Here is a 26962-nt window from a genome sequence, read left to right as displayed (position 1 = left end):
CGAGCGTCATGGGGAGGCGGGGCATAGTCCTCCACTCCTGAATGGATCGCAAGCCGACTACCAGAATGTGAGACGGGGATTCGGTCGGCTTCCCTCCCCTGTGGGAGAATCGTCGAGCGCGGACGACGGATGAGCGACGAGGGGTGAGCCGATGGGTGTGCTGCTGGGAGCTCTGTTCCTCGCAGCAGTCTTCGCACCCCTCATGTCCCGGACGTTGGGCCGCACCGCGTTCGTCGCCCTGGCCCTGGTCCCGTTCGCGGGGCTCGTGTATTCGCTCACCCTCATCCCGACGATCTTCTCCGACGCACCGGAGCCCGTCGTGGAAGTGCTCGGCTGGATGCCTCAGCTCTCGCTGTCGATCGTGCTGCGCATGGACGCGCTGTCATGGATCCTGTCGCTGCTGGTGACGGGCGTGGGCGGCCTCGTGTTCATCTACTGCAGCCGCTACTTCGACGCCGACGAGGTGCGTCTGGGTCGGTTCGCGGGTGTGCTCATGGCGTTCGTCGCCATGATGTACGGCCTCGTCGTCGCGGACGAGCTCCTGACCCTCTTCATCTTCTGGGAGGGCACGACCGTGTTCTCCTACCTGCTGATCGGTCAGTACGCGGCCCGGCAGCAGGCGCGCCGCGCCGCGCTCCAGGCACTCATCGTGACGACCTTCGGCGGCCTGGCGATGTTCGTCGGGATGATCCTCCTGGGCGTCCACTACGGCACCGGACGCATCACGGAGATCGTCGCGGCAGGGTTCGACGGCAACCCGCTCACCGTGGCGGCGATCGTCCTCATCCTCATCGGCGCAGTGTCGAAGTCCGCCCTCATCCCGTTCCACTTCTGGCTGCCGGGGGCCATGGCGGCGCCGACCCCCGTGAGCGCCTACCTCCACGCAGCGGCGATGGTCAAGGCCGGCATCTACCTCATCCTCCGGCTTGCCCCCGGATTCGCGGACATGCCGTACTGGCGCGAGGGCCTCGTGGCGGTCGGCCTCCTCACGATGCTGCTGGGCGGCTGGCAGGCCCTCAAGGAGACGGACCTCAAGCTCATCCTCGCCTACGGCACCGTGTCCCAGCTGGGCTTCATGACGATGATGGCGTCGTTCGGCCATCGTGACATCACGACAGCGGCGATCGCACTGCTGCTGGGGCACTCGATGTTCAAGGCGACGCTCTTCCTCACCGTGGGGATCATCGACCACCGGGTCGGCACCCGTGACCTGCGGAAGCTCTCCGGCTACGGCCGCGCCTACCCGCTCATCGCCGTGTTCGGCACGGTGTCCGCCGCGTCGATGGCAGGACTCCCTCCCACGCTGGGCTTCGTCGCGAAGGAAGCGGTCTACGGCACGCTCATGGACCACGGGACGAAACTCGCGTTCCTCGCCCTCATCGGCGCGTTCCTGGGCTCAGTGCTCACCGTCGCCTACTCCGCACGCTTCGTCTGGGGAGCGTTCGCCTCCAAGCCGGGAGTGGAGCCGACGGTCCGGTCAGCGCCGGACGGCCCGCTCTTCACCGCGGCCCCGGCAGTGCTCACCCTCATGACGATCGCCGGGGCGTTCGCCGCAGGTGTCATCGACCGGATCGCGACCAGCTGGACGGCTCCGCTGGCCGTCGACCCCGGTGCGGATCCGGCGGTGCCGTTCCACGTCGCCCTCTGGCACGGATTCGAACCGGCACTGCTCCTGTCGGTGCTCACGATCGCGGCGGGGATCACGATGTTCGCCTTCCGTCGGCAGGTGGGTCACTTCCAGTCGGCGCTGCCGAACGGGATCGACTTCCACCGCGCCTACCGCGACACGATCATCGGACTGGAGCGGCTCGCCGCTTTCGTCACGGCCCGCACACAGCGCGGTTCGATGCCGTTCTACCAGGGCGTGATCTACGTCTTCGCGATCGGGGCTCTCGGCATCACACTGCTCATGAATGACGTGTGGCCGGAGGACCTCGTCTGGGCGGACAGCGTCGTGCAGGTCTTCCCGGCGACCATCATGGTGATGGCGGCGATCATGGTGACCCGCATGACGAAGCGCTTCGCCGCAGTCGTCGTCTCCGGGCTCACCGGCTATGCGATGGTCGTCTTCTTCGCACTCCAGGGCGCACCCGACCTCGCCCTCACCCAGATCCTCGTCGAGACGATCACGATCGTGGTCTTCGTGTTCGTGCTGCGGCGTCTGCCGGCACGGATCGGCAAGGGCGACAGCAAGGTGACCCCCGCCCTGCGCACTGTCATCGCCATCCTCTTCGCCGTCGTCATGATGGTGCTCGCCGTCGTGGTGATGGGGGCGCGCCAGCACCTGCCGATCTCCGACAGCTTCCCCCGGCTCGCCTATGAGGGCGGACACGGCCTGAACATCGTCAACGTCACGCTCGTCGACATCCGTGCGTGGGACACGATGGGCGAGCTCGCCGTGGTCATCGCGTGCGCGATCGGTGTGGCGAGCCTCGTGTTCGTCACGGGCCAGGGTGAGCGGATCTCGACCCTGGGCGCCCCCAAGCGGGGCAGGGCCCGCTTCGTCCCGGTCACGGAGACGGTGCGTCCCCGCCGCCTCGACATGAGCGGATCACCGGAGGGGCCGGCGCACGCGGATCTCGCGTGGGACGAGCCGACGGCGGAGGAGAAGCGCAATGCCTGGCTGCTCGCGGGGCGCACGCTGGCCCCCCACAACAGGTCGATCGTGCTGGAAGTCGCCGTGCGGCTGATGTTCCACGCGTTCCTCGTGTTCTCCATCTACCTCCTCTTCGCCGGCCACAACAACCCCGGCGGCGGGTTCGCGGCAGGACTGGTCGCCGGCCTCGCATTCATCACCCGCTACCTGGCGGGCGGACGCTATGAGTTCGCAGAAGCGGTGCGCCTGCCGTCGGGTCTGCTCATGGGCATCGGCATGCTGCTGGCAGCGGGGACAGCGGCCGGCGGCTTCCTCTGGGGCGATGCCGCGCTCCAGTCGTTCTACGTGTCGACCGAACTGCCGGTCCTGGGGTACGTGAGCTTCGGGTCGTCCGTCGTCTTCGACGTGGGCGTCTACTTCATCGTCATCGGCCTGATCGTGGGCATCATCCGCAGCCTCGCGGCCGAGGTCGACATCCAGCTCGTCGAGGACGAGGACCGGATCGCGGAGGAGCTCCCGGACGACGTGGACACCGCGGAATACGACCGCATCCGCGAACTCCTGGGCCGCACGGACCGGCTCGACGTGGACGGCATGAGCGCGGGAGGCCGACTGTGACCGTCCCCCTCATCATGATCATCGCGATGGGTGCGATGTATGCCTCCGGCATCTACCTCATGCTCGACCGGTCACTCACGCGCGTGCTCCTGGGCTTCCTCCTCATGGGCAATGCGACGAACCTGCTCCTCATGCTCACGGGCGGGGTGCCGGGGCGTCCCCCGCTCACCGACGGAGAGAACCTCTCCACGGACGGGATGCTCGACCCGCTGCCGCAGGCCCTCATCCTCACAGCCATCGTCATCTCCTTCGGGCTCACCGCGTTCCTCCTCGCGATGGTCTACCGGTCCTGGCGATTCGTGCGGGACGAATCGCTCCAGGACGACCTCGAGGACATGCGGGTCGCACTCGAGACCACGGGTGATTCGAGGGACGAGGCCGGCACCAGCGGCGAATACGACGACACGGAGTTCGGCGACGAGGCACTCACGCCGATCGACGAGGACGCTCCCGACCTCGATGAGGACGGCACGCCGGCGGAGCGCGCCGCGCTGAGGCGGTCCGGAGCGGCGACGGAAGACGATGATGGGGCGGGGGGTGCGCGATGAGCGAGTACGCGGGACTCATGCTCGCACTGCCGATCATCCTCCCCCTGCTGGCCGCGGGGGCCACTCTCATCACCCTCCGCAGCTCGCGGGCACAGAGCGCCATCACCGTGGTGACGCTCAGCGCCACGACGATCCTGTCGATCATCCTGCTCGTGCAGGTCGACCAGCACGGCCCGCACGTCCTGGCAGTGGGAGGCTGGGCCCTCCCGTTCGGCATCGGACTCGTCGCAGACCGTCTCGCTGCGCTCATGCTCGTCGTGTCGAGCATCGTCACGCTGGGCGTCTACTTCTACGCGCTGGGACAGGACTCCTCACAGACGGAGAAGAGCGACGACACACCGGTCTCGATCTTCAACCCCGCGTACCTCATCCTCTGCGCGGGCGTGTCGAACGCGTTCCTCGCGGGTGATCTCTTCAACCTCTACGTCGGCTTCGAGATGCTGCTGGCAGCCTCGTACGTGCTCCTCACGCTGGGCGCCACGACCCAGCGGATCCGCGCCGGCGTCACCTACATCGTCATCTCCCTCGTGTCCTCGCTCATCTTCCTGGCGGCCATCGCGCTCATCTACGGCGCGACGGGCACGGTCAACATGGCGCAGCTGTCGCAGCGGCTGTCGGAGCTGCCGATCGACATTCAGCTGATCCTCCACGTCGCGCTGCTGATCGGCTTCGGGATCAAGGCCGCGGTCTTCCCGCTGTCGTTCTGGCTGCCGGACTCCTACCCGACCGCGCCCGCGCCGGTCACCGCCGTCTTCGCCGGTCTGCTCACGAAGGTGGGGATCTACGCGATCATCCGCACGGAGACCGTGCTCTTCGCCACGTCGGATCTGCGCGCCCCGCTGCTCATCGTCGCGGGTCTCACGCTCATCATCGGCATCCTCGGCGCGATCGCGCAGTCGGACATCAAGCGAATCCTGTCCTTCACGCTCGTGTCCCACATCGGCTACATGCTGTTCGGCGTGGCGATGGGGACGCACCTGGGCCTCACCGCCGCGATCTACTACACGCTGCACCACATCGTGGCGCAGACCGCGATGTTCCTCGCGATCGGCCTCCTCGAGCTGCGGGCCGGATCGACGTCGCTCCGGAAGGTCGGCGGTCTGGCGACGCTCGCGCCCGTCGTGAGCGGTCTGTACCTCATCCCCGCGCTCAACCTCGCCGGCATCCCCCCGTTCTCGGGATTCATCGGCAAGGTCGCCCTGTTCGATGCGGGCTTCCATTCCTCCGACTGGCTCGTCGGAGTGCTCGTGGGAGTCGGGACGCTCACCTCTCTGCTCACCCTCTACGTCATCGGCAAGTCCTGGAACCTGGCGTTCTGGCGGGATCCCGCCGACGCGGACGAGCCGACCCCGGCGCTGGTGGAGGAGGCGAAGGAGCGGCGGGAGTCCCTCGCGCGGACCGGTACGTGGACGTCCACTCTGCGTCCGCCGTCGCTCATGATCGTCGCGACCGCGGCGATGGTAGTCGTCTCCTGCATGCTCACGGTGCTGGCCCAGCCGCTCTGGCAGGTGTCCTCACGCGCAGCTCAGGGTCTGACCGGGGCGGATTCGTACACCGCCTTCGTCCTGGACAACGACGAAGCGGACGGTGTGGGCGACGGGCGCTACGCGCCGGTGCCGCCGAACGGCGAAGGGGAGGCCGGGTGATGGGTGCACGCAGAAGGAGGCGGCAGAGCCTCGTCGAACAGGTCCTCTACATGCTCGTGCTCATCATCGTCTGGATCTTCCTGTGGGATTCCGCCAGCGGGATGGTCATCGTGAGCGGTGTCGTCGTCGCGTTCACTGTGGTGCGGGCCTTCTACCTGCCGCCCATCCAACTGGCGGGGCGGGTCAACTTCTATTACGCGACGCTGTTCATCCTCTGGTTCATGCTCAACGTGCTCCTGGCGTCGGTAGAAGTGGCGTGGCTGACCGTGCGGCGTCGACCGGTGGACGCCGGGTCCGTCATGGCGGTGGACCTCTCCACCCGCTCGGACCTGCTCATCACGCTCGTGACCATGACGAACGGGCTCATCCCCGGTTCGCTCGTCATCGAGATCGATCGCGCGCGGGCCGTGGTCTTCGTCCACGGCCTCAACTGCGCCGACGACGAGGAGCTCGAGAAGGTGCGGGCCAAGACCCATCAGATCGAGACCCTGCTCATCTACGCGATCGGGTCACCCCACGACATCGAGGTGCTCAACGACGCACGACGGGAGCGCGGGCAGAAGCCGCGTCTCGAGAACCTCACCATCCGGGAGCGCGCACGGCGGGCACGCCTGGCGAAGGAAGCGAGGGCACGGCGATGAATGGGCAGCAGGGCATCCCGCTCGTGAACCTCGACGGCGGACCGGGCACAGTCGTCGGGCTGGTGATCGGGCTGATCTTCCTCGCGGCCGCGGTGGTCGCCATCATCCGCATCGTCAAGGGCCCGTCGATCCTCGATCGCATGATCGCGACGGACGCGCTGCTCGCCACGATCATGTGCGGTGTGGGCGGCGTCGTCGCGTTCAGCGGGCGGACCGATCTGCTCCCAGTCATGCTCGTCATCTCGATGTTCGGCTTCGTGGGTGCCGTCGGTGTCTCGCGCTACGTGTCCCGCGCGGACCTGCGGACCACGGCGCGGTACCGGCGGATGCACCGCCGTGACAACGACACCGGTCTGATCGGCACGGTCGAAGGGATCGAGCCGTCCGTCCCGGAACTCGCAGTGGAACTCGAAGAAGCACGGCTCGTGGATCCCGACAGGGCCGCCCGCATGGAGGGCCGTGAGACGGAGCTGGAGGCGTCGTCCCTGCGGGTCTACTTCGACGAGAACGGCACCCGCCAGGAGGTCACCCGTGCTGAGGATCCTCCGGACGGATCTTCCCCGAGCAGCTCGGGAGGGTCGTCCGCGAACCCGCAGAAGAACAGCAGACCGCACGAGGCGGTTGCGGACTCCGATTCGCAGTCGTCCGACGCGGACCATCGCGAAGACGACTTCCGGGGAGGTGACGGGGCATGATCCTCGACATCGTGTCCACGGTCTTCATCGCCGGTGCGGCGCTCCTGTCGTTGGCTGCGGGCATCGGCTCCCTGCGCTTCCCCGACCTGCTGTCGCGCATGCACGCGTCCTCCAAGCCCCAGTTGTTCGGGCTGGTCATGGTGATGTTCGCGGTGGGTCTGCAGATCCGTCACTGGGGGCCGGTCTCGACCATGTTCATCATCGTGTTCTTCCAGCTCTTCACGGTCCCCGTCGCCGCCCACATGATCGGCAGGGCGGGCTACAGGACGAAGCACCTGAGGCGCTCCATGCTGTACCGTGACGAACTGGACGACGCCGTCGCGCGTGCCCACGCGCGCGAAGTGGCGGAGCGGGAACGCAGAGAGCTGGCGGAGAAGGACCGGGACACGGATTCCGCAGGCCCCGCAAGCGGGTCGGCGAGTGGAGAAGACAGGACAGCGAACGATCATGACGAGTCCGACACGGGGCGCTGAGCCCACCACCCCGCTGGTTCTCGTCGCGGACGACGAACCGGACGTCCTCGGGGCAGTCGTCCCGTTCATGGAGCGTTCGGGATTCCGCGTGATCTCCGCGAACGACGGCATGCTCGCTCTCGACGAGATCCGACGCCACAGACCTGATGCGTGCGTCCTCGACGTCCTCATGCCGGGAGCGGACGGACGTGAGGTCCTGAGGACGCTCCGTCGTGAGGAGAACTGGGTGCCGGTGGTACTGCTCACCCAGGTCGGAGAAGCGGTCGAACGGGCGATGGCGCTCGAAGAGGGCGCGGACGACTACCTCAACAAGCCCTTCGACCCCCACGAGCTCGTCGCGCGGGTCCGTGCGGTGCTGCGCCGGACGCACAGCGACGGTCCGCCGATCGCGAACGCACCCGTGCTCGTGTCGACGTTCGGGCTCGCGCTCGACCGCGTGGGGCGCCGCGCGTGGCTGGGGGAGCGGGAACTCGTCATCACCCCGAAGGGGTTCACCCTCCTCGAGTATCTGATGGTGCACGCCGATGAGCTCGTCGAACGGTCCCGTCTGCTGGAGGTCCTGTGGGGCTTCGACGACGCGGTGGGCACCCGAGCCGTCGACTCGCGCGTCGCCGAGCTGCGGAGAGTGCTGGGCGAGGACGCGGCGGACCCGCGGTGGATCGCCACGGTGCAGGGGCGCGGCTACCGTTTCGTCGCGTCTGTGACCGGCGCCGACTCCCTGAGGTGACGCGATGAATTCCTACCTGGTCCTCGAGGTCCGCGTCTGGCTGCTCCTCATCTTCCTGCTCGTCGTCGTCGCAGTCGTCGCGATCGGTGTGTGGTTCCTGCTCCGGTGGATCCGCACCACGCGCGAGGCCGCTGTCGCCCAGACCCAGGCGGCGGCGGACGCGGACGCGCTGCAGCGGCGCAACCGCATGCTGATCCGGCTGGATCATGAACTGAAGAACCCGCTCACGGCGCTGCGCACCTCTGTCGCGACCGTGCGGTCGGCCGCCGAGGAGGACACTCCCGACGGACCGGTCATCTCTGCCTCCGCGCGGCAGATCGACAATTCCGCGCGCCGCGTCGCCCGCCTGCTGGCCGACCTGAGGAAGCTCGCGGACGTGGAGTCGCGGTCGATCGACTTCCGCCGGGTCGACATGGATGCGCTCATCCACCAGGCAGTGGAGGATGCGCGCACCGCCCCGGGCGCGGAGGACCGCATGATCGTCGCGACCGTCGCGCGGGCGCCGTGGAAGCTGCCCGAGGTGCTGGGGGAGGAGGACCTGCTGCTGTCGGCGATCCTCAACCTGCTGGGCAATGCGATCAAGTACTCGTCGGACACGGACACCGTGGAGCTGCGCGCGAACGAGCAGATCATCGACAAGCACCGATGGGTCGTCGTCGAGGTGGCGGACACGGGTTCGGGTATTCCGGTCGACGAGCAGCAGTCGGTCTGGGATGAGCTGCATCGCGGGTCGCGTGTCCGTTCCGTCTCCGGTTCGGGCATGGGGCTGTCCCTGGTGCGCGCGATCGTCACGCGGCACGGGGGCTCCGTCGAGCTGTTCAGCCAGGAGGGGGTCGGTACGTCCGTGCGCCTCGTGATCCCGGTGCTGGGAGACGCTCCGCCCCCTGAGGAGCTGGACGGATACGGTGCGCGAGCGGCTGCGGCATCCCGTCCCGTCCAGCCGTTCCAGGACCAGAAGGTGCATTCCGGTTCGGGCGCCGGCCAGTTGCTGCCGCCTCGGGAGCCCAACTCCGAGGAGCAGCGCATCATGGGTACGCCCCGCCGGACCTCGAAACGGCGGATGCAGACCGTCAACGGTGCCCTGGTCGACACGAGCACCGGCGAGACGTTCGGCCCGACAGGTGGCGATGTGCCGCCCAGCTCATCCGGCGGCGCGGTTCCGCAGGGTGCGCCGGGCCATGATTCGGGACCGTACAGGCGGTTCAAGCCGCCGCACGCTCAGCCTCCTGTGCCGGGACCCCACGGACCTGTGGGTTCTCAGCCCAGCGGCGGACAGCCTGTCGGCTCGCAGCCCCACGGTGGGCAGCAGGGGAGTCCCCAGGGTCTCTCGCTCGCCACGGGCGGTGCTGCACCCGCCCAGCCGCCCCCTGGCCCTCAGCATCCGGGACATCAGTACCCCGTCCAGCAGCAATCTGGTCCCCAGCAGCAGCCCGGCCCCCAGCAGCAATCTGGCCCCCAGCAGCAGCCCGGGCACCCGCCATCCGGTGACTATCCCACGCGACGAGCGCAGCGATCGGAGCAGCAGCCGGAGGTTCACCGTGACGGGGAGACCCCCTCGTGAGCACTCCTCCTGTGCGTGTGTGGAGTCGACCGGTCCGCGCGGCGGCGGTTGCGGCACTGATCATCGCGGTGAGCGGCTGCGGCCTCGTGGGGGTGCGCCTGTCGGATGAAGCGGGGGCTCCGCTGCGAGTGGACGCGCAGCCGACGATGGGCCCAGAGCCGGAACCGACTCAGACGCAGGATCCGGCTCTGGCGGACCAGACTCTGGAGCACCTGAGGTTCTCGGGCAGCTGCCCGGCTCGTGCGACGATCCACGTGCCGCAGGGCTGGACGGGCAACGCGGCGGCGACGTCGTTCAACGCCCTTCCCGCAGAGGGGGGCCTCGACGGTCCCCGCCTCTCCGTCTCCTGCTCGGATACGTACGGGAGTTCGGCGTCGGACGCGGTCGCGGGTTCTCAGCGCTATCAGTTCACCGATCCCGACACGACGGTCGTGGCAGAGCACACGGGGCAGGCCGGGCCCGGCTATTTCTGGACCTTCCAGGCGGACTTGGGCGCGGACGAGACCCTGGGTGCGAACGGTGAGAGCGGGATGTCGGCGATCGGCAGCAATGTGGCCTACCCGATCGCCGGGAAGGTCTACGAGATCCGATTCGTCTACTACTTCTCGACCGGTGACAGTGCCACGAGAGACCTCGCCGCCGCGTCGATCGAGAACATCACCGTGGAAGGTGCGTCCATCGGTGCTCCCACGTGGTCGGATGGCAGCACGGCAGCTGACGACGCCTCAGACGACGACGGCTGACGGCACCGCGCGTCTCCTCCGCACCGTCTCAGTACCCCTGTCGCGGTGCGGCGGGCGCCCCTGCGGTGTCCCCGGTGGCGTGTGCGCGGATCGAGGAGACTCCCTGCGCCAGTCCTCGCGCGAACACGGATAGGTCGGCGCCGTCCGACAGCACCGTGAAGCCCTTGTCCCACGCCATCTGCGCGAAGTCGACGGAGGGGCAGAAGATCCCGACGGCGGTGCCGGTCTCCTTGCCGGCGCGCACGACCTCGTCCAGTGCGTCGAGGAAGACGGGCTCGTCCCAGCGGCCGGGCACACCCAGGTTGGTCGACAGGTCGAGCGGACCGACGAACAGCACGTCGACGCCCTCCACCTCGCCGATCGCACGGGCGTTGTCGATGGCGGTGGGAGTCTCCAGCTGGGGCAGGAACACGGTGGACGCGTTCGCGTCCGCCTGGCTGACTGCCGGGTCGCCGCCCTTGTAGAGGTCGTGCGGCAGTCCGAACGCGGAACCGCGCTGGCCGACCGGCGGGTACTTGATCCAGGACACCATCTGGGCAGCCTGCTCGGCGGTTTCGACCCACGGCATCATGATGCCTTCTGCGCCCGCGTCCAGTGCGGTGCTCACCAGGTCCTTGCGGTGGCCGGCGACGCGCACGAAGGACGCGATGTCGGTGCGGCGCGACACCGCGAGGGAGGTGCGCACGTCGTCGAGCGACCACCCGGTGTGCTCCAGGTCGTACAGGATCCAGTCGACACCGCCCTGCGCCGCCAGCACTCCGATCCCCGTCGTCGCGAATTCGAGGGTGAACATGCCCACCTGGGGCGCACCGGTCTGGAGTGCCTCTTTGAATGTCGTCGTCGTCATACCGTCACAGTATCGGACAGAGCCCCCTGCAGTCGGGAGCCGGGCGCCCGTGGTCGGCCCCTGAAGCCTCCCGCTCCTTGCGCGCGGGGAGCCCGCTCGCCGTCGCTCAGCCGTGCGTGGGATCCTGGTGGCATGGACGCACTTCTCATCATCGACGCGACACCCGATCAGTTCCCGTCGTCGCCTCCGCAGCCGCTCGCCGACCTGGTCGACCGCGCCCGAGGCGTCGGCGGGGTCATCGTGCACGTCGCCCCCGAAGAGCTGACCGAGGCCCCCGAAGGAACCGAGGGCGGGGAAGACCGCGCGGCCGGGGGTGGACCGCGCGAGACGGCTGAGGGAGGACCGGGCTCAGAAGCCGCTGGGCGACCGGAGCAGCTCCCGGTCCGGCACATCGACGGGGACGATGACGACGCCCCGGAGGAGCCCCGGCTGCGGATCGATTCGGCGCTCGGGACCCGAGACGACGAACTCGTCCTCGTCTCCGACGTGCCGGATGTGTTCGAAGGCATCGACGACCTGGCGGAGGGGCTGGACGACCTGGGGGTGGATCGGATCATCGTCGCGGGTTCGAATGCGCGCGACGCGCTGACCCAGTCGTCGTTCGCTGCGCTCGCGATCGGGTTCGAGCTCATCGTCGTCGCGGACGGTGTTGCCGACCGATCTTCCGAAGGGGCAGCGGCCTCCGCGCGTCCGTCGGAGACTGCGTCCCGCGACAGCAGCGCGTGGATCACGGATGCCGAGGCCGCCGGCGCCGTGGTGAAGAACGGCGCCGACGTGTGGCTCAAGATGTGACTGCCGCGTGCCCCCCCGGAGGGCATCGGACTCAGGTCTTCTGCAGTGACGTCGTGTACGGAGCGTCCCCTGCGGCGCGTTCCGCATGTTCCCTCTTGGCCTGCGGTCCGAAGGCCAGCATGCCGCCGACGACTGCGATGAGGAAGAGGGCGACCATTCCGATGAACAGTGGCCACGGCCCGAAGAAGAAGATGAGCGGCACGGCCATGGCGGTGACGAAGCCGCCGCCGAAGAACGGCTCGAACACCAGCTGCTTGTAGCCGAAGGCTTCGAACGCGGGGCTCTCGCCCTCGGGATCCGTGATCCGCATGAGGATGAGGCCGGTCGCCGTCACACCCATCGACTGGCCGAAGTCGCCGATGCCGCGCTCGAACCAGAAGCGGCCGATGACCTTGGGCGCGAAGACCAGCAGCATGACGACGTTGAAGACGATCCCGGCGATCGAGAGGATCACGAAGACGCCCAGGTTCTCGCCGATCGCTTCGAGCGACAGGTTGGCGATCGCTGCGACGATGAGGAAGTCGAGCGCGAGCCCCTGGATCCGCAGCATGATCTGGGCGTCGATGAGGCTGTCGAACTTCAGCGCCTTCGCGATCGCCTGCAGGATCACGCCACCGATCAGAGCGAGCGGGAAGAGCGGCACGTTGCCCATGAGCTCGAGCGTCACGCCGTCCTGCACCTCCGTCTGGCCGTAGGTGACGGATTCGATCCACGTGAGCCCTTGGAGGATGAGCCATCCGATGAGGATCGCGACGGAGACGAACGCGATGTGCAGGGAGAACGGCTCCACGGACGAGGGGCGCGACGTCATCTGGCCGGCAGGGTAGTGCTCGTCCTTCCGGAAGAGCCCGCGCTGCTCCTCGACCGAGGTGTCGGCCTGGCCGTCGAGGAGTTCCGTGTGCCCCTTCCGCACTGCCCAGTTGATGAGGAAGATGCCGAGCACGATGCCGCCGACGATGCCCACGGTCGCAAGACCCACGGCGAGATCCGCCCCGGATTCGAAGCCGAGGTCGATGAAGACCTGACTCATGCCTGCGGCGGTGCCATGGCCTCCTTCGAAGCCGATCTCGATGAGGGCGCCCACCATCGGGCTCGCGCTGAAGAGGGGGATGAGGACCACGATGGCGAGGAGCAGACCGATGACGTACTGACCGGACCCGAGTGCCAGACCGAAGCTCACCTGGGGGCCGGCGAGCTTCGCGGCGTGCCCGATGCGTGGGAGGTCCTGCCCGAGGAACATCGTGGCGAAGACGACGCTGATGAGCAGGCCGGGGAGGGTTCCCCAGGTCTCGAGGATCCCCGGTGTGTAGAGACCGGCTTCTGCGAGCGGGCCTCCGGCCAGCTGCCCGAGCACCTGCGGCCCGAACAGCAGCAGGATCACTCCCGCGAGGATCGAACTGGGGAGGAAGAGTTTCTGCACCCAGCGCACATTGGCGCGGATCGCTTTTCCGATGAGAAGCGCCAGCCCCAGGATGAGGATGGCGAATCCGATCTGATCAGGTGACAATCGTGCTCCTTGTGAACGGTGGTCGCATCAACAGTGTTGACGGGTCGATGAGCGCCGGGCGGCGGCTCGGTCGGGCCACCGTAGCGACTCTGTGAGATCGCGCGAAAATCGTTGTGAAGATCCTCCAGATTTCTCTGCGAATCTCGTGGGACGTCGGATGTTCGCTTGAAGGGGGAGCGTGGGCAGACGACGATGGCCCGGCCCCCTTCCGGGGCCGGGCCATCAGGTGGAGCGCTGAGCGTCAGCCCAGAGCGCCTGCCTTCCAGTCGTCGACGAACTCCTGGTTGTCGCCAACCCATTCGTCCACCGCGCCGTCGAGGTCCTCGCCGCCGTAGTTGTCGTCGGAGAACATGACGTTCTCCAGGCTCGCGAGGTTGTCATCGTCGATGACGAGGTTCTTCAGCAGCTGTGTGACCTGCGGGTTGTCATCCGCGAAGCCAGGACGTGCGAAGTTGTAGATGACCTCCGCTTCGCCCATCGCGCCTTCCGGATCCTCGAGGTCGCGGACCGGGAACGCGTCGTAGGCCCAGTGCGGACGCCACAGCGTGACGGCGACGTTCTCACCGTCATCCGTCGACTTCTGCAGCTGCGCGAGCATCGCCGGGGTCGACGAGACCTTGAAGTCCCAGTCGTCGAGGCCGTAGGTCGGAATTGCTTCGTCCTCGGTCACGCGTGTGAGACCCGCACCCGCTTCGATGCCGTAGATCGTGCCGTCGTACTCATCGCTCATGTCCGCGAGGTCCGCGATGGACTGCGCGGGCGAGTCCTCGTTCACGGCGATCGTGAGCTTCGCGTTGTCGTACCAGCAGCCGGCCGTCTCGAGGTCATCGCCGTACTGCTCGATGTAGTCGGTGTGCGTGATCGGCATCCAGCCGTCCATGACGAAGTCGATGTCGCCCCCCGCCACGGCAGTGAACGCCGGTCCCGCGTCGAACGACTCGATGTTCACCGTGTAGCCGTCCTCCTCGAGGACGTGCTTCGTGAGGTGCGAGGCGGCGAAGGACTCGTCCCAGCCGTTGAACGCACCGATCGTGATGTCCGTGTTGTCGTCCGATCCGAGATCCGTCTCAGCGGACTCCGAGCCGGGCGTGCAGTCCGCCCAATCGACGTCGCCTTCCGCCGCGGGATCGCCGGCGCCCGCGCTATCGGACTCGCCGGCATCCGTGGCACCGCAAGCGGTGAGAGCGAGGAGACCGGCGGCCAGTGCCCCGGTCAGAGGCATGAGCTTTGTAGCCTTCATGTCTGAACTCCCTTTCGTAGTGTAGTTGTCTTGTTCGTTCAGGCCGCTGCGCGCTTGGCGCGCTCGAGCGGAGTCTTCTGCCCCAGCCCCGCAGTCATGCGGTCCAGGAACACGGCGAGGATGACGACCGCGAGGCCGGCCTCCACACCGATGCCCACGTTGAGGCGGCTGATCGCGCCCACGACTTCGCCACCGAGGCCGCCGGAGCCGGCCATACCGGCGAGGACGACCATCGACAGCGCGAGCATGATGACCTGGTTGATGCCTGCCATGATCGTGGCCATGGCGAGGGGCAGCTGGATCTTGAAGAGGATGTGCGTGGACGTGGCGCCGAACGCCTGACCCGCCTCGACCTTCTCGCCGTCGACCTGGCGGATCGCCAGTTCGGTGAGGCGGACACCCGGGGGCATCGCGAAGATGATCGTGGCGAAGGCGCCTGGGACGATGCCCACGCTGAACATGACGATCGCGGGGACCAGGTAGGCCAGTGCGGGCATCGCCTGCATGAAGTCGAGGATCGGCTTCAGGATCGTCGACACCGTCTGCGACTTCGACGCCAGCACGCCCAGCGGAAGCGCGAGGACGAGAGCGACGACGACGGCCACGATGACGAGCGCCAGCGTGGACATCGAGTTCTCCCACTGGTCCAGCGCCCAGATCGCGTAGAAGCCCAGCACCGTGAACAGTGCGACCTTCCAGTTCGCCGCGAGCCACGCGATCCCGGCGAAGATGAGGATCATCACGAAGATGAGGAGCGCGCGCAGGACGCTGGAGTCCGCGATCGTCCCGTTGTCGACGAGGAACTTGGGGAAGGCCAGGATGTTGAAGAGGAGCTGATACGTGGTCTGCATGAGCCACGAGAACCCGTCGAGCAGCCAGCCGAAGACGTTGCCGAACCAGTCGATGAAGTCGGATGCCCACTTGCCGAGCGGAACCCGCGGGTACAGGAAGTCGAGGAAACTCATCGGTCAGCTCCCATCGTGTCGTCGGCCGGGCCTTCGGAGGTGGGGCCACCCGCCTCTGCTGTGGACTCGCCGACTGCTGCCTCGGCGTCGTCGGATTCGTCCGCGCCGTTGCCGGCAGCGGCGATACCCGGCTTGGGCACGGGAGCGTCGGGATCGTCCTGGCCCGGTTCCACATCGTCCTGCGGTTCCACGGTCGCCGGCAGCGGCGTCACCGCGGGCATCTCCGAGGTCGACGGACCCACCTGCGACATCGAGTTGAGGACTGCGATGCGGGGGATGACCCCCAGCAGGCGGTTCTCGTCGTCGACGACCGCCAGCGGGACGCGTGCCGTCGAGGACGGGGCGAACAGCTCCGACAGCGGTGTTTCGGGTCCGACAGTGAGGATCCCGTCGGTCTCGATGTGGTCGCTCAGCACCGTCGCACCCTCACGGGCGGCACGGACCGCATCGCGGTCCGACACCGTTCCGAGCAGGTGGCGCGTGCTGTCGATGACGAAGAGGCCGGACACGCGTTCGCGCTCGAACAGCCGCATCGCGGAGCGAGGCCCCGCAGTGTGGCGCACGACCGCGTTCGTGTCCTGCATGATCGACGACGCCGTGAGCACACGGGTGCGGTCGACGTCCTGAACGAAGTTCGCGACGTAGTCGTCCGTGGGGCGCGTGAGGATGTCCTCCGACGTCCCGATCTGGGCGATCCGCCCGTCACGCATGACGGCGATCCGGTCACCCAGGTACATGGCCTCGTTGAGGTCGTGGGTGATGAAGACGATCGTCTTCTCCAGCGAAGCCTGCAGCTCGACCAGCTGGTCCTGCATCTCGCGGCGGATCAGGGGGTCGAGCGCGGAGAACGCTTCGTCCATGAGGAGGATGTCGGTCTCTGCGGCGAGCGCACGGGCGAGCCCGACTCGCTGCTGCATGCCGCCGGACAGCTGGTTCGGGTACTTGTCGCCCCAACCGCCCAGTCCGACGGTGTCGAGCCAGTTGTCTGCGCGTTCCGTTGCCTCGCTGCGGGCGACGCCCTGGAGCCCGAGGCCGTAGGCGGCGTTCTCGCGGACGGTGCGGTGCGGAAGTAGGGCGAAGTGCTGGAAGACCATCGATATGTGATCACGGCGGACCTGACGCAACTCGTTCGAGCCCATTGCGCTGATGTCGTTCCCGGCGATCTCGACCGTGCCGTCCGAAGGAGCCCAGAGGCCGTTGATCATGCGGATGAGGGTCGACTTGCCGGAACCCGACAGACCCATGACGACGAAGATCTCGCCCTTGCTGACTTCGAAACTCGCATCGATGACGGCTGCGGTTCCCAGGTCGGTGAGTTCGGAGCGGTCAGCGCCTGCCTTGATGCGCTTGACCACTTCCTTCTCGTTCCGCCCGAAGACCTTCCATACGTGCGAGGCGCGGACTACTGACACGTGACCGCATCCTTCCTATCGGGGACAGTGGGTGCTGCCTCTGAGGCAGCCGCTGTCAGGACTGTCTCGTGAGCTGCGTCGTGGCCACTTCTCAGTGGGGCGGTGGCGGAGCGGCGGCCCAGGTCAGACCCGGACCGGCTGCGCGGCCACCAGGGGTGAGACGTTGCCACGATTCCATCGGCCCAGTCTAGCCCTGTGCTTGTGGAAAACTATGTGGAATTCTCCGGCTGTCGCAGAATCTGTGCGGTGAGAGAATGTTCAGGAAGTCTCTGACCAGCGCAAATGGGCCCATTTACTCGTTATCCTATTGTTAGGCGGTTTCCGAGGGTGTACCGGGTGGTCTCTCAGGAATTGCGTTCACTGTGCGAAGCTGTGGCCATGATCCCGTGGTGCGGAACAGTTTTCTCAGTGAGGGGCGCGTGAGGGGCAGGTGTGAGGCGCAGAGAGTGGGAGCCCGAGCACGGATGCGGAGAGCATGTGGGGAGGGAGTGGGTGCCGCCCACGGTCCTCTCCTCTGACGTCCCCGTCGTCGGTAGAGTGCCCGCATGAAGCCACTGCCATTCGCCCCCCGCGCACTCCCTGCGATCATCGTCCCGATCCTCGCGCGAACAGGAGATGATGCCGCTCGGCAGGCGATCGCCGTGTCGTCCCACGAGGGAGTCGACGTCCTGGAATGGCGGATCGATCCGCTCGTGGTTGAGGCCGCTGACTCCGAACAGGCCGGTGTCTCCGAGCAATACGGCGGCTCCGCATGGGACGCGGATCTCGCGCGATCGTACGGCGCGTTCGCTCGCACGCGGATTCCCACGCTGGTGACCGTGCGGTCGGAGGCCGAGGGCGGCCACTGCCCGGTGGAGCGCTACACGGAGGCCGTCGAGGCCGCGATCGCTCTTCGTCCCGCCGCCGTCGACGTGGAGATGGGGCGCGAGGAGTCGGCCCGTCTGCTCGAGGCCGCGAAGGAAGCCGGTGTCGCGACGGTGGTCTCCGCGCACTCCTGGGAGGCGACTCCCTCGTCGCAGCAGCTCGACACCGCCTTCGCTGTCATGGCGTCGTCCGGGGCGGATGTCGTGAAGATCGCGGTCATGCCTCACTCCATGGAGGACGTGCTCACTCTGCTGGGGGCGACCGCGCGGGCATCGCAGGCGCACGAGGTCCCCGTCATCGGCATCGCGATGGGGGAGTTGGGCCGCGTCACCCGTCTGTGCGCCGGGGAGTTCGGGTCAGCGGCGACTTTCGCGACGGTGGGTGCGGGGTCCGCACCCGGGCAGATGACCGCGGAGCAGGTCGACCTCGTCCGGTCGATCCTGCTCCGCGGATGATGCGCGCCCCGGCGGGCGCGCGGTCACGTACGTGTTCCGCTCAGCTCTCGAGGCGTGCCTGGGTGGGGCGCATCTGCTTGGGCAGCGAGTCCTCCCCGAAGCGGCTGCGGATGGTCTTCGCGGCGTAGCGCTGGACCGTCAGCTGGACGACCGCGACACCCACGCCGGACACGATGGTCCACGCGAGCGCCTCGCTCAGCCCGATCTCGTCGTCGTTCGGGTTCATGGGGACCGCGCGCTTCGTGGACTTCTCCCACACTGCAGCGAGCGCCTTCCGGGTCGCCATTGCGGCGAGAGCGGTACCGCCCACACCGATGATCTGCCAAGCAACCTTGCCCATGTTCTCCTCCTGGTGATGGTCGGCACGTTCGTCGTTCTCAGCCTAGCGTCTGCGCGCGTCAGACGGCGCCGCTCAGACGGCGCGGACCCATGCGTGCAGCCGCGAGGTCGCGTCGAGGTCGCGGGCGACGGGCCTGCCGTTCACCGCGACGACGGGGACGGCGGTGCGGACGGAGGACACGAGCCATGCCGCGTCCGCGTCGACGACGTCCTCGACGGTGAGGTCCGCGTACTCCGTGGAGAGGCCCGCGGCCTCGGCCCCGGCGAACACGGCACGCTGGGTGGTGCCGTGCAGCAGTCCGGCCCGCGGGTCCGGAGTGAGCAGCGTGTCGCCGCGGAGGATCACGAGATTCGACGTGGGCCCCTCGAGGACGAGGCCGTCGTGCGACACGAACAGCGCTTCGTCGGCGCCCTGCGCGACGGCGTGACGGGCCGCCGCCTGGTTGACCGCGTAGGACAGCGTCTTCGCGCCGATGAGCAGCCACGGCGCCTTCTCGCCCAGGTAGGCGTCGTAGCCGCGGTCCAGAGTGACGACCCGCACCCCGTCCGTGCGCTGCGCACGCTGCGCCGGTGCGACCGCGATCGGGAACGCCCAGCCACGCGCCCGTGCCGGCGTGCCCACGGAGCGGTGGGCGGACAGGTCCGCGTGGGAATCGAGGCCGCGGGACATCGCGTACCGGACCGAGAATTCGGTGACGGACTCCTCGAGGGAGCCGACGACCTCGGCGATGACGGTGGCGACGGCCTCGTCGAACAGCTCCCGCGGAGGGGCGGGCAGGTCGAGCATCGCCGCCGACTGCTGGAACCGGGCGAAATGCGGCTCCTCGCTGTGGATGCGGGTGCTGCCCGAAGCGGGATCCACCGACACGAGGACCGTCTCGAAGATGCCCTCGCCCCGATGGATGGCGAGGTCCTCGACCGGGAACTGCGCCGTCTCGAGATCAGCCGTCGTGACGGTTCCGGAGTCGACATCGATGAGTGCGAGGGCTGTCTGCATGCGCCCCATCGTAAGCCTGCGGTCCGTGCCGCGGATCTCAGCGGGCCGCCCGTCGCCGTTCCGCCAGGGCGATGAACGCGGTGAGAGCGCCCGGGTCGTCCAGCGCGTCCGCGCTCACGACCTCCCCGGGCTCCGCCCCCTGGAGGATGCGCTTGAGCGGCACCTCGATCTTCTTGCCCGTGCGGGTGTGCGGCAGCGACTCCATGACGATGATCTCGTCCGGCACGTGGCGCGGCGAAGCGTGCCGCCGGATCTCGTTCCGCACGAGGCCCGACAGCTCGTCGTCCAGGACGGCGCCGGGTGCCAGGGTCACGAACAGCGGCATCCAGTACGTGCCGTCGTGCTCGTCGACGCCGACGACGACGGAGTCCGTGATCTGCGGCAGCCGGTCGACGGCGCTGTAGATCTCAGCACTGCCGAGCCGCACGCCGTTCCGATTGAGGGTCGAGTCGGAGCGTCCGTGCATGAGGACGGTCCCCCGGTCGGTGACCGTCACCCAGTCGCCGTGGCGCCAGACTCCGGGGAACGTCGCGAAGTACGCGTCGCGGTACCGCGAGCCGTCGGGGTCGTCCCAGAAGGAGACGGGCATCGAGGGGAGGGGGCGGGTGAGGACCAGCTCGCCGACCTCGTCCACCTGCGGTTCCCCGTCGGGGCTCCACGACTCCATCGCGACGCCCAGAGCTCGTGCGCTCAGCTCGCCCGGCCAGACGGGGGTCGCCGGTGTGGTGCACGCGAAGGCCACGACCGTGTCCGTGCCGCCGGTGATCGAGGACAGCTGGATGCTGCTGCCCACCTGGTCGTGGACCCAGCTGTAGCAGCCGGCAGGGAGTGGCGACCCGGTCGATCCGATCATCCGCAGCCGTGACAGCTCGAACTCGCCGCCCGGCCGGATGCCGGCACGCTCCGAGGCCAGCAGGTGCCCGGGGCTGGTGCCCAGGCACGTGACCTGTTCTTCCTCGGCGATCCGCCAGAGGCGCCGGGCATCGGGGAACACCGGGCTGCCGTCGTAGATCACGGTGCTCGCTCCCGTGAGCAGGACGGACACCACGACATTCCACATGACCCAGTTGGTGCTCGCGTACCAGAACAGCCGGTCGCCGTCCTGGACGTCCATGTGCAGTCCGTACATCGGGAGGAGAGACACGACGATGCCCCCGTGGCCGTGGACGATGCCCTTCGGTCGCCCCGTGGTGCCGGAGGAGAACAGCACCCAGAGCGGGTGATCGAACGGCACCGGCGTGAAGGAAAGCTCCGCCTCCTGGGCGATCACGTCGTCCCAGCGGGATGTGCCGGGGCGTCGGGACGGATCCGGTGCGCGGGTCGGGTCGGGCACGCGGGTCGGGTCGGTGTCCGCGGCTTCGGTGCCGGGGGTGGCATCGGCGAATGCTCCGGGACCGAGGTGGTCGACGAGGATCGTGTGCGCAAGGGTCGGCAGGCCGTCCCGTACGCGCGCCACGTCGGGGCGCCGGTCGTAGACCCTGCCGTTGTAGGCGTACCCGTCTGCGGCGATGAGCACGGTGGGTTCCAGCTGCCCGAAGCGGTCGATGACCGCCGGAGCGGCGAAGTCCTGGGCGCACTGGGACCAGACCGCGCCGATCGAGGACGCGGCCAGCAGCCCGATCGCCGCATGCTGTCCGGGCGGGAGGTAGCCGACCACGCGGTCTCCGGCCTCCACCCCCGCCGCGCGCAGAGCGGCTGCAACCGAGGCCACTCGCCCGCGCAGCTGGTCCCACGTGACCGTCTCCCGCGTGCCGTCCTCACGGATGCAGATGAGCGCGTCCGCGTCGGAGTGGTCGTTCGTCAGGACGTGTTCCGCGTAGTTGAGTGTGGCCCCGCTGAACCACCGCGCTCCCGGCATCCTCCGGTCGTCGAGGACGCGGGCCCACGGCGTGTGGGACCTGACACCGAAGAAGTCCCAGACCGCCTGCCAGTAGTCCTCGATGTTCTCCGTCGACCATCGCCACAGCCGTGCGTGGTCGAGTGCGCCGTCCAGGCCGATGCGGTGCCGGTCGTCGACGTAGCGTGCGAACCGTCCGTAAGCAGAATCCGCCACCGTGTCCGGGTCGGGGCGCCAGAGGGGCCGGGGTGCTGTGGATTCGGAGTCGTGTGTCATCGCATTGCTTTCGCCAGAGGGTCGTCGGGATGCAGAGGGTCGTCGGGATCCACGGTAGGGGCGGCCTGAGCGGGAAGCGATGGTCGTTTCCGCCACCTCTTCCGGATGGGGGTGGTACAGGTGAATACCCGAGGTCGACACGATGCTCCTGTACCGTTCCGCGTGTGACGAACGAACGCGGGACACCGGGACGCCACGGGGCGCCTCTGCCCGCTGCGGCGTGGGCCGCACCGGAGATGTGGGAGCTTCGTGCGCGCCGTGAGCGCGGGCTCTCCAGTCTCTACGCGACCGCGCGGGCGCTCACCGCGCTCGGGGAGGTCGACACGGTGCTGGCGTCGATCGTCCGGCACGCTCACGACCTCATCGGTGCCGATGTCACGTATCTGTCCGTGCTCGACGAGAGCGGCGACAGCCTGAAGCTGCACGCAGCCGAAGGGGCACTGTCCCCAGCCTTTCGCGCGGCCCAGGTGCCGACCACCACCGGGGTGGCGGGGCGCATCCTCGAGACCGGATCGCCGTTCTGGGTGAGCGACTATCTCAACGACGCCTCCCTCGAGCACGACGAGCGCTTCGACCGGATCGCGTCCGATGAGGGCCTCGTCGCCCTTCTGGGCGTCCCCCTGCGGGACAGCGACAGTGTGTTCGGGATGCTGTTCGTGGGGGAGCGCGTCGAGCGGCCGTTCGCGATGGACGAGGTCGCGCTGCTGAGCGCTTTCGCGGACCACGCGGCGGTCGCGCTGCTGAACGCGCGCCTCTACGACGAGAGCCGCCGCGCGCTGGCCGAGGTGCAGGAGGCCTACGCGTCGATGGAGCGTTCCGCGCACGTGCACGAGGCCCTCACCCAGGTGGTCCTCACCGGTGGCGGCGCCTCCGAGGTCGCGGAGCTCCTGGTGGACGACCTGGGCGGGCGGGTCTCCGTCTATGACCGCGACGACGCGCCCGTCGTCACGACCGGGGCCGTCCGTCTGCCGGCTCCGCCCCGCGAGCGCCTGCGCAGTGCCCTCGCCGACAGCCGCGCCACGGGCCGCTCGATGACTCTCGAAGAGGACAGTGAATCCCACTGCGTCGTCGCGATGCTCGCCGGTGACGCCTACCTGGGTGCGGTCGTCCTCTCCGACCGCCGGTCGCCCAGTGACGTGGAGCGCCTCATCCTGGAGCGCGGGGCGCAGATCCTCTCTCTGCTCACCCTCAAGCAGAACGCGGTCGTCGAAGCGGAGGAGCGTGTGCGAGGTGAGCTCCTGACGGAGCTGGTCCTCGCGCAGCGCCCTTTCGCCGACGAGCTGCGGACTCGGGCTGCGGCCCGGGGGCTGGACGTCGACCTGATCAACGCCGTGGCGGTGGTCGAGTCGCAGACCCTGCGATCCGCGGAGCTCGCCCGGCGCCTCCATGCGATGTCACCCGAGTGGTCCGGAATCGCAGGGGACTACTTCGGGACGGCCGTGATGCTGCTGCATGCGGACGACCCGGAACAGGCGGCGGACGACGTCCACCGCAGGCTCCGGTCGTCCCTGCGGCAGCCCGTTCTCGTGTGCATCGCCCCCGTCGCCGAGGCCGCTGACAGTCTCCGGAGGCCCTTCGACCTCGCGGCGCGGAGCGTGAAGGTGCTGCGCGGGATCGGCGCCGAGGACAGGGGGATGTCCACCGCCCGTCTCGCGATGTACTCGATCCTGTTCGATCCCGAACGCGACGGCGAACTGCGGGGTTTCATCGAGGAGCAGCTGGGTGCGCTGCTGGAATACGACGACCGGCGCGGGACGGAGCTCGTGAAGACCCTGTCGCGGTATTTCGACTGTGCCGGCAACCTCACCCGCGCAGCCAAGGAGCTCCACGTCCACATGAACACGCTCGTGAAGCGCATGGACCGGATCGGGCGGCTGCTGGGTGAGGAGTGGCGTGCGCCGCACCGTGCGCTCGAACTCGAGGTCGCCGTGCGGCTGCACATGCTGTCCGAGGCGGAGGCGCCGCGCGAGCGCTCGTAGACGAGGCTCGTCGAGGGGGTGGCGGAAACAGCCACTATCCCGCGGCCAGGGGTGTCATGAGTCCACCTCACCTCGCGTGACGTGCCGCACTAGTGTGAGCGGGGTGTGCACCGCTTCGCGGTGCGTCTGTCCTGACCTGCTGTGCCCGTGGACTCGATGAGGAGATCGCGATGAGAAGAAGGACGCTGCCGTTGCGGGCAGCTGTGGCCGGAGTGGCCGTGTGTGCATTGGTGAGTGGGTGTGGGGCCGCGGAGGCGGAGTCGCCGCAGACGGTCCTGCGTGTGTCGTCCGGCCTCAGCAGCCTCAACATCGCCTGGACCGCCGGTTCCGTCCCCTGGATGGAGGAGGTGGAGGAGAGGACCAACGGGGAGATCACGTTCGAGACGTTCACGGGCGGTGAGCTGGTCGAACTGCGGAGCGAGACGCACGCGCTGGATTCCGGCGTCATCGACATCGCCCTCATGCTGCCGACGTATCAGCCGGACCAGTACCCGCTCGTCGAGGTGACGATGCTGCCGCTGCGGGAATCGGACACCATGATCGGGTCCACCGCGTGGAAGAACCTCGTCGAGAGCGACGACGCCGTGTTCGAGGGGGAGACCTATCACGAGTGGCAGTTCGGTTCGAAGGGTCTCAAGGCGCTGCCGCTGCACACGACCCCGGAGTACTCGGTGTCGACGACCGGCACCGCGTTCCTGTCCACGCAGGACCTGCAGTCCCTCCAGCTGCGCACGGCGTCGCGCGTCCAGAACATCACCGCAGAGCTCTTCGGGGCCAACACCGTCTCGATCCCCAATGCGGAGGCGTACGACGCACTGAGCCGGGGCACGATCGACGGCGGATTCGCCGCGGTCGCCGACTGGTCCAACTACGGACTCCAGGACCTCTACCGGACGACGCTCACCGGAGTGAATTTCGGTCATTTCAACCTCAGCATGGTCATGACGGAGGAGACCTGGGACTCCCTGGACCCCGAGGTGCAGGACATCATGCAGCAGGCGATCGACGACACGTACGAGGACGCGGCCGGCACCTGGATCGACCGGATGGACGAGATCCGCGACTACAACGAGAACGAGGCGGGCGGGTCGTTCGTCGACATCGCGGACGTGCCGCAGGAGGTCCGGACCCCCATCGAGGACTCGTCGAGCGGCACGTGGTCGGAATGGACCGCCATGCTCGAAGAGCGGGGGATCCCCGGCCGTGCGGCCGCCGAGCAGTGGGCGAAGGCCGTGGAGGACGCGGGCGGCCAGGTGCCGGACAACGCACTCGAAGAAGGAGGCGACTGATATGGGCGCGGAGATCGTCATCGGCATCACCCTCGTCCTGTTCCTCACGGCTCTGGCGCTCGGGGTGCACATCCACACCGCACTGTTCGCGGTGGGCATCCTCGGCATCCTGCTGCTCGAGGGCCCCGGGGCCATGCTTGGGATCACGGGGCCGCAGCCCTTCAACCGGGTGTCCTCCTATGCGCTCACGACCATTCCACTCTTCGTCCTCATGGCGCAGTTCGTACTCCAATCGGGGATCGTGAAGGACGTCTTCACGCTCGTCAGTCGGGTGTCGAAGGGCCGGGCGGAGCCGCTCAGCGCCCTGACGGTGACGGCGGGCGGCCTCCTGGGTGCGGTCTCCGGATCCGGGTCCGCGACCTCGGCGGCGTTGGGCCGTGTCGCGATGCCGGAGCTGACCCGCTACGGGATGTCGGCTCCGTTGGCGGGGGCGACGGCGGCTGCGGCCGGGTCGCTCGCCGGCATCATCCCGCCCAGCATCATCCTCATCATCTACGGCGTCGCGACGGAGACCGCGATCGGCAGCCTCTTCATGGGGGCGATCATCCCCGGCATCGCCGTGATGGTCGTCTACATGATCGCCGTCATCGTCCTGTACGCCCTCGACGAGAGGAAGCGGGACACACCGCGGGAGCCGTTCGTCGCGGAGCCGATCGGGGTGGCGCGCACAGCGATCGCTCTCACGACCGGGCTGGTGATCGTCCTCGTGGTGTTCGGCGGCATCTACTCCGGCATGGTGACCCCGACGGAGGCCGGCGCCGTCGGATCGCTCGCGGGGTTCCTGTCGGCCGTCGCGCTCAAGAAGGTCGACCTGGAGTTCATGAGGACGGCGCTGACGGAGACCGTCAAGATCTCCTCGATGGTGCTGCTCATCATCGTGGCGGCGCAGGTGTTCAGCAAGTTCGTGTCGCTGTCGCTCATCCCCCGCCGGCTCATCGACGCGCTGGGCCCCCTGGTCGAGCGGCCGTTCCTCCTGCTGCTGGTGCTGGCCGCGGTGTTCTTCGTGCTGTTCATGTTCCTCGAGGGTGCGGCGGTCATCCTCATGACCGTGCCGATCCTGCTCCCGGTCATCGCGGAGACGGACATCGACCTGCTGTGGTTCGGTGTCTTCATCTCGATGCTGTGCACGGTGGGCACGATCTCGCCGCCGGTGGGGCTGTCGGTCTACGCGGTCTCGGGAGCGACCGGGGTCCCGTCGGGCCCCGTGTTCCGCTATGCGCTGTGGATCGCACTCGTCACCACGGCGGTCGTCGCGGTCGTGATGATCCTGTTCCCCCAGCTGGTCACCTGGATTCCATCCCTGGCGGGATGAGTAAGGAGTGTCGACAATGAGTGAGAGCGAGATGCGGGCGTACCGCAGCTTCACGAAGGTGACGACGGCCGGGGCCGTGGTCAGCGGTGTGGCGGTCTTCGTGCTGATGCTGTTCATCGTCCTGGACGTGGTGCTGCGCAACATGGGCGGCGCGTCGATCCCCGGTGGGTTCGAGATCGTCGAGAACTACCTGCTGCCCCTCATCGTCTTCCCGTCGTTGGCGTGGGTGTGCGGGTCGGGGATCATGCCCAACATGGATCTGCTGATCCCCCGGATGTCGCCCCGGACCCGCTACCGCACGATCCAGACGGTGGTGGCCGCGGAGATCGTGGTCATCGGTGTCGTCTTAGTCGCCGCGGCCGTGTTCGCCGGCTGGCACGTGATGCACCAGTCCGCGTTCCTCGCCGGCCTCACGATGCTGCCGCAGTGGCCTGCCCAGCTCCTTGCTCCTCTGGGGCTGGGGCTGGTGGTCGTCGAGTGCGGATTCGTCTTCGTCGCGAACCGGAAGCGTGACGACCCCGGCTTCACCGTGAAGCGCGGGCCCGCCGAGGTCGTGCCGGACGGGATCTGACAGGTCGGTTTCGGACTGGGGTCGGCCTCGGC

At 68.1% G+C, this 26962-nt stretch carries 23 protein-coding genes; 15 read left to right on the top strand and 8 right to left on the bottom strand.

The features are described 5' to 3' along the window. Positions 1-151 precede the first annotated feature (151 nt). Genes JFC09_RS00570 through JFC09_RS00530 form a run of 9 tightly spaced genes read left to right on the top strand, consistent with a single transcriptional unit; the run spans position 152 to position 10248 of the window. Positions 152-3214 carry a Na+/H+ antiporter subunit A gene (locus JFC09_RS00570; RefSeq protein WP_198392048.1) on the top strand — a complete coding sequence of 1021 codons (3063 nt, stop codon included), beginning with the start codon at positions 152-154 and terminating at the stop codon, positions 3212-3214. Next, positions 3211-3762 (top strand): Na(+)/H(+) antiporter subunit C, encoded by a 552-nt coding sequence (locus tag JFC09_RS00565; RefSeq protein WP_198392047.1) that lies wholly within the window; start codon positions 3211-3213, stop codon positions 3760-3762. Before JFC09_RS00570 ends, JFC09_RS00565 begins: the two co-directional genes overlap by 4 nt. Next, a complete protein-coding gene (locus JFC09_RS00560) occupies positions 3759-5408 on the top strand; it encodes a Na+/H+ antiporter subunit D (protein WP_198392046.1) in 1650 nt (549 codons plus the stop codon). Before JFC09_RS00565 ends, JFC09_RS00560 begins: the two co-directional genes overlap by 4 nt. Further along, on the top strand, positions 5408-6049 hold the full coding sequence (locus JFC09_RS00555) for a Na+/H+ antiporter subunit E (RefSeq protein WP_198392045.1): 642 nt from the start codon (positions 5408-5410) through the stop codon (positions 6047-6049). The genes JFC09_RS00560 and JFC09_RS00555 overlap by 1 nt, the downstream gene beginning before the upstream one ends. Beyond that, the gene (locus tag JFC09_RS00550) at positions 6046-6744 is read left to right on the top strand and encodes a monovalent cation/H+ antiporter complex subunit F (RefSeq protein ID WP_198392044.1); all 699 of its coding nucleotides are present in this window, start codon (positions 6046-6048) and stop codon (positions 6742-6744) included. Before JFC09_RS00555 ends, JFC09_RS00550 begins: the two co-directional genes overlap by 4 nt. Then, positions 6741-7217 (top strand): monovalent cation/H(+) antiporter subunit G, encoded by a 477-nt coding sequence (mnhG, locus tag JFC09_RS00545; protein ID WP_198392043.1) that lies wholly within the window; start codon positions 6741-6743, stop codon positions 7215-7217. The genes JFC09_RS00550 and mnhG overlap by 4 nt, the downstream gene beginning before the upstream one ends. Beyond that, positions 7192-7944, top strand: coding sequence for a response regulator transcription factor (locus JFC09_RS00540; protein WP_198392042.1), 753 nt, complete (start codon positions 7192-7194; stop codon positions 7942-7944). The genes mnhG and JFC09_RS00540 overlap by 26 nt, the downstream gene beginning before the upstream one ends. Before the next feature lie 4 nt (positions 7945-7948). Further along, positions 7949-9505 carry a sensor histidine kinase gene (locus JFC09_RS00535; RefSeq protein WP_198392041.1) on the top strand — a complete coding sequence of 519 codons (1557 nt, stop codon included), beginning with the start codon at positions 7949-7951 and terminating at the stop codon, positions 9503-9505. Beyond that, on the top strand, positions 9502-10248 hold the full coding sequence (locus tag JFC09_RS00530) for a hypothetical protein (protein ID WP_198392040.1): 747 nt from the start codon (positions 9502-9504) through the stop codon (positions 10246-10248). Before JFC09_RS00535 ends, JFC09_RS00530 begins: the two co-directional genes overlap by 4 nt. Before the next feature lie 28 nt (positions 10249-10276). Here the strand turns inward: JFC09_RS00530 and JFC09_RS00525 are convergent, their stop codons facing one another. Continuing rightward, positions 10277-11095 (bottom strand): HpcH/HpaI aldolase family protein, encoded by an 819-nt coding sequence (locus JFC09_RS00525; RefSeq protein WP_198392039.1) that lies wholly within the window; start codon positions 11093-11095, stop codon positions 10277-10279. Between the two features lie 132 nt (positions 11096-11227). Here JFC09_RS00525 and JFC09_RS00520 point away from each other — a divergent pair, with 132 nt between their 5' ends. Then, on the top strand, positions 11228-11887 hold the full coding sequence (locus JFC09_RS00520; protein WP_198392038.1) for an isochorismatase family protein: 660 nt from the start codon (positions 11228-11230) through the stop codon (positions 11885-11887). A gap of 31 nt (positions 11888-11918) precedes the next feature. Here the strand turns inward: JFC09_RS00520 and JFC09_RS00515 are convergent, their stop codons facing one another. The 4 genes from JFC09_RS00515 to JFC09_RS00500 all read right to left on the bottom strand — a co-directional run bounded on the left by JFC09_RS00515 (position 11919) and on the right by JFC09_RS00500 (position 17011). Then, positions 11919-13394: a sodium/glutamate symporter gene (locus tag JFC09_RS00515; protein ID WP_198392037.1), complete on the bottom strand. Its 1476-nt coding sequence runs from the start codon at positions 13392-13394 to the stop codon at positions 11919-11921. A gap of 241 nt (positions 13395-13635) precedes the next feature. After that, on the bottom strand, positions 13636-14634 hold the full coding sequence (locus JFC09_RS00510; protein WP_198392036.1) for a glycine betaine ABC transporter substrate-binding protein: 999 nt from the start codon (positions 14632-14634) through the stop codon (positions 13636-13638). Between the two features lie 38 nt (positions 14635-14672). Further along, the gene (locus tag JFC09_RS00505; protein ID WP_198392035.1) at positions 14673-15599 is read right to left on the bottom strand and encodes an ABC transporter permease; all 927 of its coding nucleotides are present in this window, start codon (positions 15597-15599) and stop codon (positions 14673-14675) included. Next, on the bottom strand, positions 15596-17011 hold the full coding sequence (locus tag JFC09_RS00500) for a quaternary amine ABC transporter ATP-binding protein (protein ID WP_198392034.1): 1416 nt from the start codon (positions 17009-17011) through the stop codon (positions 15596-15598). The genes JFC09_RS00505 and JFC09_RS00500 overlap by 4 nt, the downstream gene beginning before the upstream one ends. Before the next feature lie 545 nt (positions 17012-17556). On the opposite strand from JFC09_RS00500, the gene aroD reads away from it, so the two are divergent. Beyond that, positions 17557-18330, top strand: a complete 774-nt coding sequence (gene aroD, locus JFC09_RS00495) for a type I 3-dehydroquinate dehydratase (protein WP_198392033.1) — start codon at positions 17557-17559, stop codon at positions 18328-18330. 40 nt (positions 18331-18370) lie between these two features. Here aroD and JFC09_RS00490 read toward each other — a convergent pair whose 3' ends face one another. From JFC09_RS00490 to JFC09_RS00480, 3 genes are all read right to left on the bottom strand, one after another. Next, positions 18371-18670 (bottom strand): DUF4235 domain-containing protein, encoded by a 300-nt coding sequence (locus tag JFC09_RS00490; RefSeq protein WP_198392032.1) that lies wholly within the window; start codon positions 18668-18670, stop codon positions 18371-18373. Positions 18671-18742: 72 nt separating this feature from the next. Continuing rightward, positions 18743-19666, bottom strand: a complete 924-nt coding sequence (locus JFC09_RS00485) for an aminotransferase class IV (RefSeq protein ID WP_232482994.1) — start codon at positions 19664-19666, stop codon at positions 18743-18745. Between the two features lie 37 nt (positions 19667-19703). Beyond that, the gene (locus JFC09_RS00480; protein WP_198392030.1) at positions 19704-21779 is read right to left on the bottom strand and encodes an acetoacetate--CoA ligase; all 2076 of its coding nucleotides are present in this window, start codon (positions 21777-21779) and stop codon (positions 19704-19706) included. 164 nt (positions 21780-21943) lie between these two features. On the opposite strand from JFC09_RS00480, the gene JFC09_RS00475 reads away from it, so the two are divergent. The 4 genes from JFC09_RS00475 to JFC09_RS00460 all read left to right on the top strand — a co-directional run bounded on the left by JFC09_RS00475 (position 21944) and on the right by JFC09_RS00460 (position 26930). Continuing rightward, on the top strand, positions 21944-23758 hold the full coding sequence (locus tag JFC09_RS00475; RefSeq protein ID WP_198392029.1) for a helix-turn-helix domain-containing protein: 1815 nt from the start codon (positions 21944-21946) through the stop codon (positions 23756-23758). Positions 23759-23928: 170 nt separating this feature from the next. Next, positions 23929-25047, top strand: coding sequence for a TRAP transporter substrate-binding protein DctP (gene dctP, locus JFC09_RS00470; protein ID WP_198392028.1), 1119 nt, complete (start codon positions 23929-23931; stop codon positions 25045-25047). A gap of 1 nt (position 25048) precedes the next feature. After that, on the top strand, positions 25049-26359 hold the full coding sequence (locus JFC09_RS00465) for a TRAP transporter large permease (RefSeq protein ID WP_198392027.1): 1311 nt from the start codon (positions 25049-25051) through the stop codon (positions 26357-26359). Positions 26360-26375: 16 nt separating this feature from the next. Beyond that, the gene (locus JFC09_RS00460; protein ID WP_198392026.1) at positions 26376-26930 is read left to right on the top strand and encodes a TRAP transporter small permease; all 555 of its coding nucleotides are present in this window, start codon (positions 26376-26378) and stop codon (positions 26928-26930) included. Positions 26931-26962 lie beyond the last annotated feature (32 nt).

Origin of the sequence: Brevibacterium yomogidense (assembly GCF_016107685.1) — a bacterium.
GTDB classification, from domain to species: domain Bacteria; phylum Actinomycetota; class Actinomycetes; order Actinomycetales; family Brevibacteriaceae; genus Brevibacterium; species Brevibacterium yomogidense.
The sequence above is the reverse complement of the archived record's forward strand: the minus strand, read 5'-3'. Positions and strand labels throughout refer to the sequence as shown.